Raw genomic sequence first — 14813 nt, forward strand, 5'->3', positions numbered from 1 at the left:
GACGATTTTCGCGAGCAAGCTCGCTCCTACAGGTGGGGATTAGCCTTGGCGGCTCGGTAGCGCTGCCCCTGCCTGAGTGGGGCTTCGCGGTCGGTGGTCCCTTAGCGGAGGCCGATCAGTCTTTGTCCTCCCGAGAGGATTGCCGGTGGCCAAAAAAGCCGCATCCTTCGCCGCCCTCGGCGGCCTGGTATTTTCCACCGACGCAGGTCGACACTGCCCGGACTGTCGTCAGCCCGTGGATTCGTGTACCTGCAAACAGACCCTTATCCCCGAAGGCGACGGTATTGCCCGCGTGCGCCGCGAAAGCAAAGGCCGTGGCGGCAAGACGGTGACCACCATCACCGGCGTGCCGTTGGCCGAAGAGCCGCTCAAGGCACTGGCCACCACGCTGAAAAAGCGCTGTGGCACCGGTGGCGCGTTGAAAGACGGTGTCATCGAGATCCAGGGCGATCACGTCGAACTGCTGTTGGCCGAGCTGATCAGGCTGGGTTACAAGGCCAAGAAGTCCGGCGGCTGAGAGCCTCTTCCCAACCTGTGTCTAAACTCTGTCCTGCGAGTGGGGTCTACCTTGTTTACAGGCAAATCGTCATTTTCATTCTTTAGACTGCGCCAGCCTCGAACGAGAGGCGGCGCCTTCGCCTTCATTTATAGGGGACTTCGATGTCCGTACGACGCACACGCAAAGACGATGGCAGCCAATGGACAGTTGCGGACAGCCGCAGTGTTTACGGGATTCGCCATTGGGGGGCCGGGTATTTCGCGATCAATGATGCCGGTCGCGTTGAAGTCCGTCCGAACGGCCCGAACAGCACACCCGTCGACCTCTACGAGCAAGTGGACGAGCTGCGCAAGAGCGGCCTTTCCCTGCCGCTGCTGGTGCGTTTTCCCGACATCCTGCAAGACCGTGTACGCCAGCTGACCGGCGCTTTCGATGCCAACATCGAGCGCCTGGAGTACCAGAGCAAGTACACCGCGCTGTACCCGATCAAGGTGAACCAGCAGGAGGCGGTGATCGAGAACATCATCGCCACCCAGAACGTTTCCATCGGCCTCGAAGCCGGCTCCAAGCCTGAGCTGCTGGCCGTGCTGGCCCTGGCGCCGAAGGGCGGCACCATCGTCTGCAACGGTTACAAGGACCGCGAGTTCATCCGCCTGGCACTGATGGGCCAGAAGCTCGGCCACAACGTATTTATCGTGATCGAGAAAGAATCCGAGGTTGAACTGGTGATCGAAGAGGCCGCCAGCCTCAAGGTCAAGCCACAGGTGGGCCTGCGCGTGCGCCTGTCGTCCCTGGCGTCAAGCAAGTGGGCGGACACCGGTGGCGAGAAGTCCAAGTTCGGGTTGTCGGCGGCGCAGCTGCTGTCGGTGGTCGAGCGCTTCCGCGCGGCGGGCCTGGACCAGGGCATCCGCCTGCTGCACTTCCACATGGGTTCGCAGATCGCCAACCTGGCCGACTACCAGCATGGGTTCAAGGAAGCCATTCGTTACTACGGCGAACTGCGCAACCTCGGCCTGCCGGTGGACCACATCGACGTGGGCGGCGGCCTGGGCGTGGACTACGACGGTACCCACTCGCGTAACGCCAGCTCGATCAACTACGACATGGACGACTACGCCGGTGTGGTCGTGGGCATGCTCAAGGAATTCTGCGACGCCCAGAGCCTGCCGCACCCGAATATCTTCTCCGAAAGCGGCCGCTCCCTGACCGCCCACCACGCCATGCTGGTGGTGCAGGTCACCGACGTCGAGAAGCATAACGACGAAATCCCGGTCATCGAAAACAAGGAAAGCCTGCCCGAGACCGTGCAATGGCTGGTGGACCTGCTCGGCCCGACCGATATCGAAATGGTCACCGAAACCTACTGGCGCGCCACCCACTACATGAGCGATGTGGCCACCCAGTACGCCGACGGCAAACTGACCCTGGCCGAGAAAGCCCTTGCCGAACAGTGCTATTTCGCCGTGTGCCGCCGCCTGCACAACTCGCTCAAAGCCCGCCAGCGCTCGCATCGCCAGGTGCTGGACGAACTCAACGACAAGCTGGCCGACAAGTACATCTGCAACTTCTCGGTGTTCCAGAGCCTGCCGGACACCTGGGCCATCGGCCAGGTCCTGCCGATCCTGCCGCTGCACCGTCTCGACGAAGAGCCGCTGCGCCGTGCTGTGCTGCAAGACCTGACCTGCGACTCCGACGGCAAGATCAAGCAGTACGTCGACGAGCAGAGCATCGAGACCAGCCTGCCGGTGCACGCCTTGAATGAAGGCGAAGACTACCTGCTGGGCATCTTTCTGGTGGGCGCCTACCAGGAAATCCTTGGCGACATGCACAACCTGTTCGGTGACACCGACTCGGTGAACATCTACCAGCGTGAAGACGGTTCGGTGTACAGCGCCGGCATCGAGACCCACGACACCATCGAAGACATGCTGCGCTACGTGCACTTGTCGCCGGAGGAGTTGATGACCCACTACCGTGACAAGTGCGCCAGCGCGAAGATCAGTGCCAGTGAGCGTACGCAGTTCCTCGACGCCTTGCGTCTGGGCCTGACGCGTTCGTCATACCTGTCGTCCTGATGCTGGGTTGAACGATGCGCGGGGATACCCGCGCGTCGTATCGGTGGGTGGTTCAGTACGTGACCAGGCAGAGCTTGACCGAGCATTGGCCTGGGTTGAACTGAAAGACAACCCGGTCAAGTTTGTCGGCACCGGTGGTGGTGGGCGCCACCGTGACATTTTGGCTGTTAAAGGGCAGTTCAATATTTGCACCTGGAGCGAGGGCGTGTCGCTCGGTTCCCTGGATGAGTGTCAGATTGGACTGGCTACTGTTTGTAACTCGCAGTCTGTCCTCGGTAGTGTTCGGCCCTTGCCCATTGCTGCATCCCGCGATGATCGCCAGTGTGCAAGCTGTAGCGATCCACAGCGCTTTCGTGATGTTCATATCCGACTCTCCTTGAATCTATGGGATGGGTTTTACCCATGGCCATTCAACGCCCGGAATGTCGGTCTGTAACCTGTCAGAACTAACAGGTAGGTTCAGTCAGCACGGGCACCGAACCACTCCCCCCGCTGCTTGAGTCGCCAGGCAATGACCCCCAGGGTCAGGCTGCGCAAGGCCATGAACAGCAGGAACGTCATCCACAGCCCGTGGTTGCCCAGGCCTTGCAGTGCCCAGGCAAAGGGCAGCACCATCAGCACCGTCAGCAACATGCCATTGCGCATTTCCTTGGCGCGCGTAGCGCCGATAAACAACCCATCCAACAGATAACTCCACACCGCAATCAACGGCAGTACCGCCAGGTACGGCAGGTAGCGATCGGCGGTTTCGCGCACGCTGGGGATATCGGTCTGCATGGCAATAAACAGGTGGCCGGCGAAGGTGAACAGCAGGGCAAACCCCACACTGGCGATCAGCGACCAGCCGCCGGCGACCACCAGCGAGCGGCGCAGCGCGGCGCGGTCATGGGCGCCGATGGCGTGTCCGCACAAGGCTTCGACCGCGTGGGCCAGGCCGTCCAGCGCGTGAGCGGTCAGCAACAAGCCATTGAGCAATAGAGCATTGGCCGCCACGGTTGCATCGCCCAGGCGTGCGCCTTGCACCGTGATCATGAAAAACACCGACTGCAGCGCCAGGCTGCGGATAAAGATGTCGCGGTTCACCGCCAGCAACGGGCGCCAGCTTTGCCACCGTTTCAACGCGGCCCAGGCGATATGCCCGGGGTAGGCGCGCAGGGCTTTTTGCGTGAGGACAAGGCCAAGCAGGGCGCCGGTCCATTCGGCGATCACCGATGCGCGGGCCGAGCCGACCACGCCCCAGTCCAGGCCCAGTACAAACCACAGGTTCAGGGCGATGTTGACCAGGTTGGTGGTCAACAGGATTGCCAATGGCGCCCGGGCGTTTTGCGTGCCGAGGAACCAGCCCACCAGCGCGTAGCTGGCCAGGGCGGCGGGCAGGCCGAACAGGCGGGTGTGGAAGAACTCGCGGGTCAATTGGTTGAGTTCGGGGGACGGTTGCATCCATTCCAGGGCCAGACGGCTCAGGGGGATGCCGACGGTGCCCAGCACCATCGCCAGCCCCAGCGCCAGCAGCAAACCTTGCAGCAGGATCTGTCGCAGTGCCGCACCATCCTTGCGCCCGGCGGCCTGGGCGGCGAAACCGGTGGAACCCATGCGCAGAAAACCCATGGCCCAGGCGAGGAAGGTATACAGGCTGGCACCGACGGCCACGGCGCCCAGTTGGTGGGCGTGGGGCAGGTGGCCGATGACCATGCTGTCGACCAGCGCCACCAACGGCACGGAGATGTTCGAAAGAATCATCGGCGCGGCCAAAGCCCATACGCGGCGATGGGTAGGGCGGTCGCGCCAGTCGGTCAGTAAGGTGGACATGCGGGCTCCTTGGGGGAGCGGCATTGTAACCGTCCATTGGCAGCGCAACAGGGCCAATGTGGAATGTAGCCCTATGCCTGTGGGATTTGGCTGGGACTTGAGACCGTTGAGAACCAACTCACCCTCCGTCGGTCAATGTGACCAGCGCCACATCGGCTTGGCCGGCGCTGATATATAGTTCACCCCTCGGTTCCCTCTGACTACGAGTGCCCCATGCTTAACAAAGGATTGTTCCTGGCCTGCGCGCTGGCCCTGCTGAGCGCCTGCGATTCTTCCGATAAACCGGCAGCACCGCCTGCGCCCACCGTGGCGACGGCGCCGAAACCGGCCAAGGCCGCGGTGGATGTGGCGGCGCTCAAGCAGCGTTATGCCGGGCGTGAGTTGAGTGTGGTGGACGTATCCGAGGTGCAGTTGGACGGCGCCAGCACCTTGTCGGTGAGTTTTTCCATTCCGTTGGATCCGGAGCAGAAGTTTGCCGACAAACTCCATCTGGTCGACAGCAAGTCCGGCAAGGTCGATGGCGCCTGGGAGCTGTCCGATAACCTCATGGAGCTGCGCCTGCGTCACCTGGAACCCCAGCGCAAACTGGTGCTGACGGTGGATGCTGGGGTGAAGGCGGTCAACGCCAACACGCTCGCCGCCGAGTACATCGCGCGCCTGGAAACCCGTGACCTGCAAGCCACCGTCGGCTTCGCCAGCCGTGGCACATTGTTGCCGACGCGCCTGGCCGAAGGCCTGCCGGTGATCGCATTGAACGTCGACAAGATCGACGTTGAATTCTTCCGTATCAAACCCGAATCCCTGCCGTCGTTCCTGGCGCAGTGGGGGCGCAATACCAGCCTGCAAAGTTATGAATCCCGCGAACTGCTGCCGCTGGCCGACCTGGTCTACGGCGGCCGTTTCGACCTGAACCCGGCGCGCAATACCCGTGAAACCCTGCTGCTGCCGATTGCCGGCCTCAAGCAATTGCAGCAACCGGGCGTGTACCTGGCGGTGATGCGTGCTTCGGGCACCTACAACTATTCGCAACCGGCCACGCTGTTTACCTTGAGCGATATCGGCCTGTCGGTGCACCGCTACGCCAATCGCCTGGATGTGTTTACCCAGGCGCTGGAAGGTGGCAAGGCGTTGGATGGCGTCGACCTCGAAGTGCTCGACGCCGACGGCCGTGTGCTGGGCCAGGGCAAGACCGAAAAGGGCGGTCACGCTGAGTTGCCGTTGCCGAAAAAGGCCCAGGTGCTGCTGGCCAAACAGGGTGAGCAGACCAGTCTGCTGCGCCTGGACAGTGCTGCGCTGGATCTGGCCGAGTTCGATATCGGCGGCCAACCCTCCCATCCGTTGCAGTTCTTTGTGTTTGGTCCGCGCGACCTGTATCGCCCCGGCGAAACCGTGTTGCTCAACGCTCTGCTGCGGGACAAGGACGGCAACGCGGTCAAGCCGCAGCCAGTGAGCGTCGAAGTGCGTCGCCCGGATGAACAGGTGAGCCGCAAGTTCGTCTGGGATGCCGATGCCTCCGGCCTCTATCAATATCAACTGCAGCTGGCCGGCGAAGCGCCGACCGGGCGCTGGCAGTTGGTGTTCGACCTGGGTGATGGCAAGCCGCAGCTGTATGAATTCCTCGTCGAAGACTTCCTGCCCGAGCGCCTGGCGCTGGAACTCAAGGGCAGCGACACGGCATTGAGCCCGGCGGATAACCCGGTGATCAAGGTCAACGGTCGCTACCTCTATGGTGCGCCGGCGTCGGGCAACCGCGTCAGCGGGCAAGTCTATGTGCGACCGTTGCGCGAAGCGGTCAAGTCGCTGCCGGGCTATCAATTCGGATCCGTCACCGAAGAGGAACTGAGCCAGGACTTCGAGCTGGACGAAAGCGTGCTCGACGCCAAGGGCCAGGAAGAACTGACCCTGGAAAGCAAATGGGCCGAGGCCAAATCCCCCCTGCAACTGATCGTGCAGGCCAGCCTGCACGAGTCGGGCGGGCGGCCGATCACCCGGCGCCTGGTGCAGCCGATCTGGCCCGCCGAGCAACTGCCGGGCCTGCGTGGCCTGTTTGACGGCAAGGAAACCAATGGCGACGGCCCGGCGGAATTCGAAGTGCTGCTGGCCAACCAGGACGGGCAGAAACTCGCCGCGCAAGACCTCAAGGTCCGCCTGGTACGCGAGCGCCGTGACTACTACTGGAACTACTCCGACAGCGATGGCTGGAGCTATCACTACAACGAAAAATTCCTCAACCTCGACGAACAGACCCTGAACATCAAGGCCGGCGATACCGCCAAGGTCAGCTTCCAGGTGGAGTGGGGGCCGTACCGCGTCGAGGTCGAAGACCCGCAGACCGGCCTGGTCAGCAGCCTGCGCTTCTGGGCCGGCTACCAGGCCCAGGACAACACCGAAGGCGGCGCCGTACGGCCCGATCAGGTCAAGCTGGCGCTGGATAAACCCGCCTATGGCGACGGCGATACCGCCAACGTCACGGTCACGCCGCCGGCTGCCGGTAAAGGCTACCTGCTGGTGGAGTCCGCCGAAGGGCCGCTGTGGTGGCAGGAAATCGACGTGCCGGCCGAAGGCAAAAGCTTTGCCGTGAAGCTTGATCCGAAATGGTCGCGCCATGACCTGTACGTCAGCGCCCTGGTGGTTCGTCCCGGCGAGCGCAAAGCCAATATCACCCCCAAGCGCGCGGTAGGCCTGCTGCATCTGCCGCTGGATCGCACCCAGCGCAAGCTTGGCGTGACCCTGACCGCGCCGGAAAAAATGCGCCCCAAACAACCGCTGACGGTGAAGATCGCCGCCAAAAACGCCGATGGCAGCGTGCCGAAACAGGTGCACGTGCTGGTGGCGGCGGTGGACGTGGGCATCCTCAATATCACCGAATACCCGACGCCGGACCCGTACTCCAGCCTGTTCGGCCGCAAGGCCTATGGCGTGGACCAGTTCGATATCTACGGCCAGTTGATCGAAGCCGGGCAGGGCCGCCTGGCCAGCCTGGCCTTTGGCGGCGACGCCGCGCTGGCCAAGGGCGGCAAGCGTCCGGACACCAGTGTGACCATCGTCGCCCTGCAAAGCGCGCCGGTGACCTTGAATGAGCAGGGCGAGGGTGAAGTCAGCGTCAACATCCCCGACTTCAACGGCGAACTGCGCCTGATGGCCCAGGCCTGGAGCGACGACCGCTACGGCATGGCCGAAGGCAAGACCGTGATCGCCGCGCCGCTGATCGCCGAGCTGTCGGCCCCGCGCTTCCTCGCCGGCGGTGACCAGACGACGTTGGCCCTGGACCTGTCCAACCTGTCGGGCAAGGCGCAGAAACTGGATGTGCAACTGAGTGCCGAAGGGCAGTTGGAGCTGGTCAACACGGGCGCTCAAGCCGTCGAGCTCAAGCAAGGCCAGCGCACTACCCTGCGTATCCCGGTGAAAGCCTGGGGTGGCTTGGGTCAAGGCAAGGTGAAGGTCACGGTCAATGGCCTGGACCTGCCCGGTGAGAACCTGCCGCCGTTCAGCCGCGAATGGACCCTGGGTGTGCGCCCGGCCTACCCGGCGTTGCTCAGGCATTACCGCGCGGTGCTCAAGGGCGAGCCGTGGAGCCTGCCCGCCGGCGCATTGGATCAATTCGATGCCTCTGGGCGTGAGGCGCTGCTGAGCCTGTCGAGCCGGCCGCCGCTGAACCTGGGTGCGCAGATCTCGGCGCTCAAGGCCTACCCTTATGGTTGCCTGGAGCAGACCGCCAGTGGTCTGTACCCGTCGCTGTACGCCGACGACGCGCTGCTCAAGCGCTTGAGCATCAAGGGCGAGCCGGATGCCGAGCGCAAACGCAAGATCGAGCTGGGCATCGAACGCCTGCTGGGCATGCAGCGCTACAACGGCAGCTTCGGTTTGTGGGGCGCCGATGGCGAAGAGGAATATTGGCTGACGGCTTATGTCACCGACTTCCTGTTGCGTGCCCGTGACCAGGGCTTCGCGGTACCGCCTGAAGCGCTGAAAAAAGCCAGCGAGCGCCTGCTGCGCTATGTGCAGGAGCGCAACCTGATCGAAGTCGACTACAGCGACAACGCTGACCACACGCGCTTTGCCGTGCAGGCCTACGCCGGCATGGTACTGGCGCGCAGTCAGCAGGCGCCGTTGGGGGCGCTGCGCAGTATTTTCGAGCGGCGCAGCGACGCGCGTTCCGGGTTGCCGTTGGTGCAGTTGTCCATCGCATTACAGAAGATGGGTGACCAGCCCCGTGCGGATCAAGCCTTGCTGGCCGGCCTGGCGGCGCAACGCAGCGCCAAGGAATGGCTGGCTGACTACGGCAGCCCGCTGCGCGATCAGGCGATGATCCTGGCGTTGCTGGAAGAAAACGACTTGGCCAAGGGCAAGCGTGAGGAGCGTTTGTTTAGCCTGTCGGACCAATTGGCGGCCAGCCCGTACCTGTCGACCCAGGAGCGCAACTCGCTGTTCCTGGCCGGGCGCCTGGGGTTTGCCCAGCCCGAGTCGGCCTGGAAGGTCCTGCTCAATGGCAGCGGTGGGGAACATGAGCTGAACAATCAACAGTCGACGCTGGACCTGGAAGGCAAGCTGCTTTCTGGCGATCTGAACCTGACCAATCAGGGCGATGTGCCGGTCTACCAGCAACTGACGATCTCGGGTTATCCCCAGGTGCCACCGACACCGGGTGGCGACAACCTGAGCATCCGCCGGGAATACCTGGGCATGAATGGCCAACCGCTGAACCTGCGCAACCTCAATAGCGGCGACCTGGTGCTGGTGCACCTGGCCGTGAGCGCCAGGCAGCGCGTGCCGGATGCCTTGGTGGTCGACCTGTTGCCTGCGGGCCTGGAGCTGGAAAACCAGAACCTGGCACAAAGCGCGGCCAGCCTGGAAAACGCCAGCAGCCAGGTGAAGGAATGGCGCGAGTCGATGCAGAACGCGGCGCTCAAGCATCAGGAGTTTCGTGATGACCGTTACGTGGCGGCCATCAACCTTGACGGCGATGGCACCACGCACTTGCTGTACCTGGCCCGTGCCGTGACACCGGGCACTTACCGCGTGCCACCGCCGCAGGTGGAGTCGATGTACCGGCCGAACTGGCAGGCAGTGGGGGAGACGCCGGCGGACCTGGTGATCAAGGGACGCTGAAATTTGACGGTTGATCACTGTAGGAGCGGGCTTGCCCGCGAAGAACGCAAGGGCACCGCGTTTATTCAGGATGTCAGCGTTATCGTTGACGTCCTTCGCGAGCAAGCTCGCTCCTACAGTGGCTGGGTGTTCTTGGGTTTAGTGCACGACCCAACTGAGCAGCCACAGGCCAAGTATCAGCCAGATCACCCCGAAGATAATCGAAGCGCGCATGAAGGCGCGTACGGCTGAGTACAGAAACAGCAGGCCGACGATCAGGGTGAGGATGCTGATGATCGAGGTGTCCATGCCCAATGTGCGTGACAGGCCTTCGACAAAGTTGCCGCCGGCGTGGGTCAAGGCTCCGAACAATCCGCTGAGCCCGTCGACGATAAAGCGGATGACGGAACCGAGCGCCTGGCCCAACCATTCGAAAAAGCTTTCTACCTGCATATGTGTGTCCTGATAAGAAGGTGGGCGTATCTGTGCCTTTGGTTGTTATTGCAACAGGCTAGTTCCCTACAAGCATAGAGGTTTGCCCGCTTGAATTTGCGTTTACTTGTCCGCTGGACCCTGGCGAGCCTGGTCTTGATGATTGCCCTACTGTGGCTGGCCGATCGTATCTGGCCGTTGCCGTTGCCCAGGGACGACCTGGCGCGGGTGGTGCTGGCCGAGGATGGCACGCCGTTATGGCGGTTTGCCGATGCCAACGGCGTGTGGCGTTATCCGGTGCAAACCAGCGAAGTGTCGCCGTATTACCTCGATGCACTGCTCACCTACGAAGATCGCTGGTTCTATCAGCATCCCGGTGTTAACCCGTTGGCGCTGGTGCGGGCGACGTGGCAGAACCTGACGGGCGCGCGGGTGGTGTCGGGTGGCAGTACGTTGTCGATGCAGGTGGCGCGTCTGCTGGATCCTCACTCGCGGACCTTCCACGGCAAGTTGCGGCAACTGTGGCGCACGGCGCAGTTGGAGTGGCACCTGTCCAAGGAACAGATTCTCAACCTGTACCTGAACCGCGCACCGTTCGGCGGCACGTTGCAGGGCGTGGCGGCCGCCAGTTGGGCGTACCTGGGTAAATCCCCGGCGCAACTGACCCACGCCGAAGCCGCTTTGCTCGCGGTATTGCCCCAGGCGCCGAGCCGCCTGCGCCCGGATCGCCACCCGCAGCGCGCCCAGGAGGCCCGCGACAAAGTGCTGCGCCGCCTCGCCGAGTTCCAGGTGTGGCCACAAGCCGCCGTCGACGAAGCGCTGGAAGAGCCGTTGCTGCTCGCCCCGCGCCTGGAGCCGAGCCTGGCGCCGCTGCTTGCCCGCCGCCTTAACCGTCCGGACAGCCCGCCGCTGATTCGCACCACGCTGGATGCCGCCCTGCAACGCCGTCTTGAAGACCTGTTGCTGGGCTGGCGTGCGCGGTTGCCGGAATACACCTCGGCCGCGATCCTGGTGGTGGAAGAAGAAAACATGGCCGTGCGCGCTTACCTGGGGTCAGTGGACATCAACGACGCCAAGCGCTTTGGCCATGTGGACATGATCAGCGCGCTGCGTTCGCCGGGCTCTACCTTGAAGCCGTTCCTGTATGGCATGGCCCTGGACGAGGGCCTGATTCACTCCGAATCGCTGCTGCAGGATGTGCCCCGGCGTTATGGCGATTATCGCCCGGGCAACTTTTCCATGGGCTTTACCGGCGCAGTGCCGGCGAGCACGGCGCTGTCCAGTTCGCTGAACCTGCCGGCGGTGCAGTTGCTGGAAGCCTACGGGCCCAAGCGGTTTGCCGCGCAGATGCGCATCGGCGGCGTGCCATTGGCCCTGCCGGCGTTGGCCGAGCCCAACCTGGCGCTGATCCTCGGCGGCGCGGGCAGCCGCCTGGAGGATCTGGTCAGCGGCTACAGCGCCTTCGCCCGCGACGGCAGGAGCGCCACCCTTCGATTACAGCCGGACGATACGCTGAGAGAACGGCCCTTGCTGTCGCCAGGGTCCGCCTGGATTATTCGGCGCATCCTCAGTGGCCAGGCGCGGCCTGATCGCGACCCGCGTGCCGAACTGGTGCAGCGCCCGGTCCTGGCCTGGAAAACCGGGACCAGCTACGGTTTTCGCGATGCCTGGGCGATTGGCGTGGGGCCGCGCTATTTGATCGGTGTGTGGATCGGTCGCCCGGACGGCACGCCGGTGCCGGGGCAGTTCGGTTTGGCCTCGGCGGCGCCGCTGATGTTGCAGGTGCATGACGTGCTGACCAATCGCGACAGCCAGCGCGGTATCAGCGCGCAGGTGGTGGCGGTGCCGACCAATGTCGGCGTGGCGGCGATCTGTTGGCCGCTGGGCCAGCCCATGAACCGCAGCGATCCGAATTGCCGCCGCCAGCGCTTTGCCTGGACCCTGGACAACACCACGCCGCCGACCTTGCAGGCGCTGGATCAGCCGTTGAGTGTGGGCTTGATGGAAAGCGTCTGGGTCAACGCCAAGGGCTTGAGGGTGGATGCCCATTGCCCTGGCGCGGTGTCTAAAAATATCGCCTTGTGGCCCGCACCGCTGGAGCCATGGTTGCCCAGGATCGAGCGCCGTGAAGCGCGGATTCCCGCCGCCGACCCCGATTGCCCGCCACCGGCGCTGGCGGCGTCCTCGCCGCTGTCGATTGTCGGCGTGCGCGAAGGCGACCAACTGCGCCTGCCCGCCGCCAGCCAGCAAACCCTGCGCCTCAAGCTTTCCGCCCTGGGCGGCAGCGGCCGGCGCTGGTGGTTTCTCAACGGCGCACCGCTGGGCGACAGCGCCAACCAGGACAGCATCAATGCCAGTTTCGAGCGTTTGGGCCGCTACCAACTCAGCGTGCTCGACGAAGCCGGCCAGACCGCCCGGCTCGAATTCAGCGTGGTGGATTAGGGCCTCATTGGGGGTAAGTTGAATCGTCGCACCGCCGCTATTCACTTGCCTTCACTCTCCATCCCCCTGAAGCTATACCCATTCAGGAGCCCCCCCATGAACCTCGAACACCTCACCGAACGCCTGCACCGCATCCGCGATACCAACGACTGGAAGCCTTTCCACAGCCCGAAGAACCTGGCCATGGCCGCCAGCGTGGAAATGGCCGAACTGGTGGAAATCTTCCAGTGGCTCACCGAAGACCAGTCCCGCCAGTTACCCGCCGACAAACTCGCCCACGCCGGCCAGGAAGTGGGCGATATCGTGCTGTACCTGCTGTTGCTGTGCAGCGAGCTGGGCTTGGACATGAACGAGGTGGTGCGCGCCAAACTGGCCGACAGCGAGCGGCGGTTTACCCATGAGTGACCGGCATTTCGACCAGTTGGCCACGCGCTTCGCCGAGAAAATCTACGGCGGTGCAAAAGGCGCGATTCGCCTGGCAGTGCTCCAGGCCGACCTGGCTGAGGCCCTGCCGGAGCGCCCGTTACGCGTGCTGGATATCGGCGCGGGCCTGGGGCATATGTCGCTGTGGCTGGCCGAGCGCGGCCATCAGGTGACCCTGGCCGAACCCGCCGAGCCGATGCTCGAAGGCGCGCGCCAGCGCTTCGCCGAGGCCGGGCAGAGCGCCACCTTTATCCATGCGCCGTGGCAAGACCTGCTCGGCCAGCTCACCGAGCCCTACGACCTGGTGCTGTGCCATGCGGTGCTGGAATGGCTGGCCGAACCCCATGCGATCCTGCCGGTACTGCACCAGCTGACGCTGCCCGGAGGCTGGTTGTCGCTGGCGTTCTACAACCGCGATGCGCTGATTTATCGCAACCTGCTCAAAGGCCATTTCCGCAAGATGCGCAAGAATGACATGGCCGGCGAAAAGCAGAGCCTGACCCCGCAACAGCCCCTCGACCCGCGCGAGCTGGCGGCGCAACTCGAAGGGCTTTGGCAGGTCGAAAGCCAAAGTGGCGTGCGGGTATTCCACGACTATATGCCGGTGGAATTCCAGGCCCGCGCCGACTTGAAGGACCTTGTAGAGATGGAGCTCGCTCACCGTCGTCACCCAAGCTTTGCCGGACTTGGGCGTTATTTGCACTGGATCTGCCGTCCGGTATAAGCGGCCCAGTCTGCGGAGGTCGAAATGCGTCGTCTCTGTTTGATCCTGTTATCCCTCGGGCTGGGCGCCTGCTCCAGCCCCAACCCTTATGTGGCGGCTTCTGCGCCCATGCCACCGGCGCCCGCGCAGGCGGCCACGACCTTCGACGCCAGCGCCTACCCGGCACCGGTGCGCGACTATGGCGCCTACCGCAATTGGGCCTGGCGCAACGGCCAGCTCCCGGCCGGCACGGCCTGGGCGGACTCGGCGCAGGTCGCCGAAGCGGTCAGCGGCGCTCTCGATCAGCGCGGCCTGCGCCCCTTGCATGACAACCGCCCGGCGGACCTGCTGGTGAGCGCCGATGTGCGCCTGGAGAAGCGTCTCAAGCAGGTCCAGGACGATTACGGCTACGGATACGGCGGCTATAACCGCTACGGCCCGGGCTACGGCATGTACAACTCGGTGCCGATCGTGCGCACCTATGAAGTTCAAGTGGTGGTGGTGCGCGTCAACCTGTTCGACGCCCGCAGTGGCCAGCCGGTGTGGAGTGCCAGTGCGGAAACCGGCAGCCAGGGCAGCCTCAGCGAGCGTGCGGATGCGTTGCGCCAGGCCGTGCAAAAGGCGATGACCGCCTATCCTCCGAGTTAACCGCTATTCTCATCTAAAGCCCGGTCCCTTGTTGGAGATCAACCATGTTTCGTCGTATCGCTACGCTAGCTTTTGTTGTGCTGCTGGGCGGTTGCCAGACCAGCCAGGTCAACCACGATTTTGATGCCAGCCGCGACTTCGGCGCCTACCGCAACTGGGCCTGGAAAGACCCGGCGCTGCAATACCGCCCTGATGATCCGCGGATCAAGAGCGACCTCACCGAACAACGCATCCGCCAGGCCGTGGGTGAACAGCTTGACCAGCGCGGCCTGCGCCCGGCAGCCGCAGGCACCCGGGCTGATCTGAACGTGCAGGCCTACCTGATCGTCGAAGACCGCCAGCAACAAGTCACCACCAACTATGGCGGCGCCTGGGGCGGCCCGTGGAACGGCTACTGGGGCGGGCCGATGTACAACGAAACACGCAACATCACCTACAAGGTGGCGACCATCCAGATCGACTTGCTCGACGGCAAGGACGGCAAGTTGGTGTGGCGCGGCAGTGATGAACAGATGATGAGCAGCACGCCCAACCCCCAGGATCGTAATAACGCGATTCGCACGACGGTGACCCGCATCCTCTCCAGCTATCCCCCGCATTGACCCTCTGCCGGAGCGCTGTGCTTGCGTCCGTCCGACTCCGCCTGTTTGCCATCAGGTTGATTTGTGGCGACTTGCCGGCGCTCCTATGAAGC

General features: G+C 63.6%; 11 protein-coding genes. 8 read left to right on the forward strand and 3 right to left on the reverse strand.

Features of this window, described 5'->3' with window-relative positions; genetic code table 11:
• The first annotated feature begins 145 nt into the window (after positions 1–145).
• Together AC07OP_RS26440 and speA are read left to right on the forward strand one after the other, a co-directional pair.
• On the forward strand, positions 146–517 hold the full coding sequence (locus AC07OP_RS26440) for a translation initiation factor Sui1 (RefSeq protein WP_027607992.1): 372 nt from the start codon (positions 146–148) through the stop codon (positions 515–517).
• Positions 518–660: 143 nt separating this feature from the next.
• Positions 661–2574 (forward strand): arginine decarboxylase, encoded by a 1914-nt coding sequence (gene speA, locus AC07OP_RS26445; RefSeq protein ID WP_027607991.1) that lies wholly within the window; start codon positions 661–663, stop codon positions 2572–2574.
• Between the two features lie 52 nt (positions 2575–2626).
• On the opposite strand, the gene AC07OP_RS26450 is transcribed toward speA, so the two are convergent.
• The gene (locus tag AC07OP_RS26450) at positions 2627–2938 is read right to left on the reverse strand and encodes a hypothetical protein (RefSeq protein WP_495102666.1); all 312 of its coding nucleotides are present in this window, start codon (positions 2936–2938) and stop codon (positions 2627–2629) included.
• Between the two features lie 95 nt (positions 2939–3033).
• Positions 3034–4383 (reverse strand): MATE family efflux transporter, encoded by a 1350-nt coding sequence (locus AC07OP_RS26455; protein ID WP_495102667.1) that lies wholly within the window; start codon positions 4381–4383, stop codon positions 3034–3036.
• Between the two features lie 213 nt (positions 4384–4596).
• On the opposite strand from AC07OP_RS26455, the gene AC07OP_RS26460 reads away from it, so the two are divergent.
• Positions 4597–9492 (forward strand): alpha-2-macroglobulin, encoded by a 4896-nt coding sequence (locus AC07OP_RS26460; RefSeq protein WP_495102668.1) that lies wholly within the window; start codon positions 4597–4599, stop codon positions 9490–9492.
• A gap of 138 nt (positions 9493–9630) precedes the next feature.
• Here the strand turns inward: AC07OP_RS26460 and AC07OP_RS26465 are convergent, their stop codons facing one another.
• A complete protein-coding gene (locus AC07OP_RS26465; protein ID WP_027607987.1) occupies positions 9631–9924 on the reverse strand; it encodes a hypothetical protein in 294 nt (97 codons plus the stop codon).
• Positions 9925–10014: 90 nt separating this feature from the next.
• Between AC07OP_RS26465 and pbpC the strand changes: the two genes are divergently transcribed.
• From pbpC to AC07OP_RS26490, 5 genes are all read left to right on the forward strand, one after another.
• On the forward strand, positions 10015–12345 hold the full coding sequence (gene pbpC, locus AC07OP_RS26470; protein WP_495102669.1) for a peptidoglycan glycosyltransferase PbpC: 2331 nt from the start codon (positions 10015–10017) through the stop codon (positions 12343–12345).
• A 96-nt stretch (positions 12346–12441) separates the two neighbouring features.
• The gene (locus tag AC07OP_RS26475; protein ID WP_003171497.1) at positions 12442–12750 is read left to right on the forward strand and encodes a MazG-like family protein; all 309 of its coding nucleotides are present in this window, start codon (positions 12442–12444) and stop codon (positions 12748–12750) included.
• Entirely contained in the window at positions 12743–13492 is a 750-nt protein-coding gene (locus tag AC07OP_RS26480) for a methyltransferase (RefSeq protein WP_495102670.1), read from the forward strand. Before AC07OP_RS26475 ends, AC07OP_RS26480 begins: the two co-directional genes overlap by 8 nt.
• A 24-nt stretch (positions 13493–13516) precedes the next feature.
• Positions 13517–14119, forward strand: coding sequence for a DUF4136 domain-containing protein (locus tag AC07OP_RS26485; protein WP_027607983.1), 603 nt, complete (start codon positions 13517–13519; stop codon positions 14117–14119).
• Between the two features lie 44 nt (positions 14120–14163).
• Positions 14164–14721 (forward strand): DUF4136 domain-containing protein, encoded by a 558-nt coding sequence (locus AC07OP_RS26490; protein ID WP_027607982.1) that lies wholly within the window; start codon positions 14164–14166, stop codon positions 14719–14721.
• Positions 14722–14813: the final 92 nt, after the last annotated feature.

Source organism: Pseudomonas sp. GW821-FHT09D08, from assembly GCF_059416305.1.

Bases quoted from the DNA above. Each gene is read 5' to 3' on its own strand.
- AC07OP_RS26480 (WP_495102670.1), top strand. From the start codon at position 12,743: ATGAGTGACCGGCATTTCGACCAGTTGGCCACGCGCTTCGCCGAGAAA.
- AC07OP_RS26455 (WP_495102667.1), bottom strand. From the start codon at position 4,383: ATGTCCACCTTACTGACCGACTGGCGCGACCGCCCTACCCATCGCCGC.
- AC07OP_RS26465 (WP_027607987.1), bottom strand. From the start codon at position 9,924: ATGCAGGTAGAAAGCTTTTTCGAATGGTTGGGCCAGGCGCTCGGTTCC.
- AC07OP_RS26485 (WP_027607983.1), top strand. From the start codon at position 13,517: ATGCGTCGTCTCTGTTTGATCCTGTTATCCCTCGGGCTGGGCGCCTGC.
- AC07OP_RS26460 (WP_495102668.1), top strand. From the start codon at position 4,597: ATGCTTAACAAAGGATTGTTCCTGGCCTGCGCGCTGGCCCTGCTGAGC.
- speA (WP_027607991.1), top strand. From the start codon at position 661: ATGTCCGTACGACGCACACGCAAAGACGATGGCAGCCAATGGACAGTT.
- AC07OP_RS26490 (WP_027607982.1), top strand. From the start codon at position 14,164: ATGTTTCGTCGTATCGCTACGCTAGCTTTTGTTGTGCTGCTGGGCGGT.
- AC07OP_RS26450 (WP_495102666.1), bottom strand. From the start codon at position 2,938: ATGAACATCACGAAAGCGCTGTGGATCGCTACAGCTTGCACACTGGCG.
- AC07OP_RS26475 (WP_003171497.1), top strand. From the start codon at position 12,442: ATGAACCTCGAACACCTCACCGAACGCCTGCACCGCATCCGCGATACC.